This window comes from Inquilinus sp. (assembly GCF_057815775.1).
Window position 1 is genome coordinate 1 of record NZ_JBYRFX010000998.1, and the last position, 3,445, is coordinate 3,445.

The 3,445-nt window shown below is 69.0% G+C and carries 3 protein-coding genes; 1 reads left to right on the forward strand and 2 read right to left on the reverse strand.

The genetic code is table 11. The annotated features are described in order from the left end of the window. Positions 1-979 (reverse strand): hypothetical protein (locus AC3XYG_RS35705; protein ID WP_489144650.1); only part of this gene is annotated, 979 nt, incomplete at its 3' end. 338 nt (positions 980-1,317) lie between these two features. Further along, positions 1,318-2,271 (reverse strand): phytanoyl-CoA dioxygenase family protein, encoded by a 954-nt coding sequence (locus AC3XYG_RS35710; protein ID WP_489144651.1) that lies wholly within the window; start codon positions 2,269-2,271, stop codon positions 1,318-1,320. Positions 2,272-2,415: 144 nt separating this feature from the next. On the opposite strand from AC3XYG_RS35710, the gene AC3XYG_RS35715 reads away from it, so the two are divergent. Then, on the forward strand, positions 2,416-3,279 hold the full coding sequence (locus AC3XYG_RS35715) for a helix-turn-helix domain-containing protein (protein WP_489144652.1): 864 nt from the start codon (positions 2,416-2,418) through the stop codon (positions 3,277-3,279). Positions 3,280-3,445: the final 166 nt, after the last annotated feature.

The following is a 3,445-nucleotide window of genomic DNA, read 5'->3' on the forward strand; positions in this document are numbered from 1 at the left end:
AGAAGTTGCGGCCGATGCGGTCGTTCAGCACCTGCGAGACATGGTGTTCGGACGCGCCGACCGCCCCGGCCAGGTCCGACAAGGTCAGGAAATGGTCGCGATGCAGCCCGTCGGCGACCATCGCCGCCTCGATCCGGCCCGCCAGCCGCTCCATCCGCGCCGGGTCGAGCGCGGAGCGCTGGTAGCGTTCGGCCCCCGGCTCCGGCGCGGCGGGCACCGGGGCGGGCCGCGGCGACGGCTCGTAGACCGATTCCTGGCGCAGGACGATCAGGCCGAAGCCGAAGATCAGGGCGGTCGATGACCATTCCTGCAGCAGCTCGAACCGGAACTCCCCGCCCCCGATCACCAGCAGCACCACGGTGAGGCTGAACAGGTTCTGCGCGATCAGCACCACCAGGGCCGCGACCAGAAAGGGCACCCAACCCAGCGTCCGGCCCTCGATCGACGAGAAGTGATGCTCCAGGTTGCGCCGGTGCCGGACGGCCAGGCGGATCGTCCGCACCGTGTAGACGACGAGCGTCCCCACCAGGAGGGACACCGCCAGGGCCACGGCGACCAGCAGCACCCAGAGAGCGGGCCCGGTGTCAGCGTCGGGTGGCCGCAGCATGTCCGCCACAGCGGCGACAAGGCCGAACGCCAAGCCGGCGGCGCAGAGCAGGATCTCGGTCCGGCCGATCACGCGCCAGGTCAGCGGCGTCGGGCTGATCAGGCTGCGGACATACCAGTACAGCGCTGGCCCCACCGCCAGGTAGGGGGTGGCCGCCGGCAGCATCCAGATCGAATGGGCGACCGACTCCGCGCCCGCCAGCACAAGCGGGATCTCCAGGACCCCGGGAAAGGAATCAGCCACGAACAGGGCGGCCGCGGCGACGGAATGGTCGCGGCGGCGCCCGCGGCGGCTCAGCAGGGCGGCGGCAAGAAACAGCTTCAGCCCCAGGCCGAGGATCTGGCCCGCAACGACGATCTGGTCATAGGTCATGCGCCCCGTATCGGGGAATGGCGGCCGGCGGGCAAGGGCATCGCCTGCCCCCACATGTCCGATCCGACCGGCGCGGACGTTCGCGCCGGCCCGTCCGGTCGCCAGCCGGCCGCGGCGGACCTATCGCAGGGGATGGCGCCCCGCCTGGATGATCGCGGCGGGGCGGGACCTCAACCGAACGGGTGCAGGATGTCGATCGCTTCTCCCCCCGGCCTGCTGCCGTGGCTATCGATCCTGAGCGGCCTGCTGTGGCTGGTCCTGTTGGGCATCGCCCTGGCACTCGCCATGCCGCGGGAGAGACGCGGCGGCGCGGCGCGACGGGCGCCGCCGGCCCGGGCTCAGTCGTCCCAGGACGCCAGGCCGAGCAGCTTTTCGCCCAGCGGGGTCAGGTTGGCGCGGTCGTAGCGGGTCTTCTCCCATTCGCGTGGATCGCCCGGGAAGGCGTAGCCCTGCGGCGGCTCGCGGTCGCGCCAGGACTGGATCCGCCAGTCGCGCAGCTGGGCGTTGCCCTCATCCGCCGGGGTCATCGAGATGTACTGCGCCATCCGCACCCGGTCCTGCGACCGATTTGGCCGGATGCCATGCGCCAGCAGGCTGTTGAAGATCAGCAGGTCGCCGGCCTTCATCGAGATGTTCCGGATCTCGAAGCCGGTGGTGTCGGGCGCCCAGGCGTTGCGGTCGGCCGGCTGGGTCTCGCGCCACGTCTCCAGCGTCCGGAACAGCTCGGGCACGCATTGGAAGCCGCCGGTGTCGGCATCGGTGTCGACCAGCGACAGCACGCCCTGGCAGTTCACCGGCAAGGGGGTCAGCGAGGTGTCGGCGTCCCAGTGGATGAAGCCGTTGAAGCCGCGCGCCTGCCGGTTCGGCGGGTTCAGGTTGGCGCGGTCGATGGTGACCCACAGCCGCTCGGTGTCCCAGATGTCGACGAAGGCGTCGTAGATCCGCCGGTGCTGCCGGTTGTCCCACAGCAGCTGGTGATTGTAGATCTCGACCATGCCGCTGTTGTTCAGCTCCTTCATCGCATGGTCGCGCATCTGTGGCTTGGACCAGCTCTCCGGGTCCTGCGGATCCAGCTCCTGGAACTCCCACAGCAGGTCGCGGGTGCGGCTGATGTTCTCGGCCGGGACCGCGTTCGGCACGACGACGTAGCCCCAGGTGATCCAGTGCCGCCAATCCGCTTCGGACAGCACGCGCAACGGCCGCGTCTTCTCGATGTCCTTGAGCTGGGTTTCGAAGGTGTAGGAGACCGAGGCGTTGCCCGGCCGGTTGTCCCCGTATTGGTGGCGATCCATCGGTGTCCTCCCCTTGATCGGCGCACTGTCCATGCCAGGACTGTAGCGCCGTCCGGGCCGACCGTGTTGCCGTGGCCTGCCGAAAACTGATACTAAAGTCGCGTCGGACGGCATCCCAGGCGTCCCTGCGGTTCAGTTCAGGCCATGCAACCGATCTTCGAGAAGGTGACGGTGCCGGGGGATTCGTCCTGGACGCTGCTGAACCGGCGGCTGGACGACGCCATCCCGTTCGAATGGCACTACCACCCGGAATTCGAGCTGACGCTGACCCTGAACAGCCGCGGCCAGCGCCATGTCGGCGACCATCTCGGCACCTATGACGACGGCGATCTGGTGCTGGTCGGCCCCAACCTGCCGCACACCTGGTGCTCGCGTGAGCGGATCGATCCGGCCGGGCCGCATGTCGCCCTGGTGATGTGGTTCTCGCCGGACGGGGCGGCGCGGCTGGTCGGGTCGCTGGCCGAGCTGCGGCCGGTCGGCCGCATCCTGGACGAGGCCGGGCGCGGCCTGGCCTTTTCCGCCGCGGCGGCCGCCGCGGTGCGGCCGGCGATCGAGGCGATGCCGGGCCTTGACCCTGCAGCCCGCCTGTTGCGGCTGATCGAGGTGCTGTCCACCCTGTCGCAGGACGAGGCCCGGGCACCGCTGGCCGCCCCGATGCCAAAGACCACGGCCATGCCGGCGCCGGACCAGGCGCGGATCGACCGGGTGCTGAACCACATCCACGCCCGGTATCACGACGAGATCGCGATCGCCGAGCTGACCGATCTGGCCTGCCTCAGCGCCTCCGCCTTCCACCGCTTCTTCCGCCGGCACACCCATCTGACCGTGTCGCGCTACGTCGCCCAGCTGCGCATCGGCCAGGCCTGTTCGCTGCTGATCAACGGCGACCGGCCGGTCGCCCATGTCGCGGACGCGGTCGGCTATCCCAACATCGCCAATTTCAACCGCCAGTTCCGGGCCCTGAAGGCGATGACCCCACGCGAGTTTCGCCGCAGCTTTCGGGGGTGAGGTCGTAGATAAGGATCGTCTCCACAGGGCGGAAAGCGGAAATCCACCTCTAGTTGATTGAGATGGGAAATGGCGGGTTCTCGGCTATCATCAAGCCATGGACGCGAGACCCTCTCTCTTCATCATCCAGAACAATCGGGGCGAGTATCTGTGCCCGATATGCGGC

Coding starts and splice junctions, on each gene's coding strand:
- AC3XYG_RS35710 (WP_489144651.1), bottom strand. CDS start 2,271: ATGGATCGCCACCAATACGGGGACAACCGGCCGGGCAACGCCTCGGTC.
- AC3XYG_RS35715 (WP_489144652.1), top strand. CDS start 2,416: ATGCAACCGATCTTCGAGAAGGTGACGGTGCCGGGGGATTCGTCCTGG.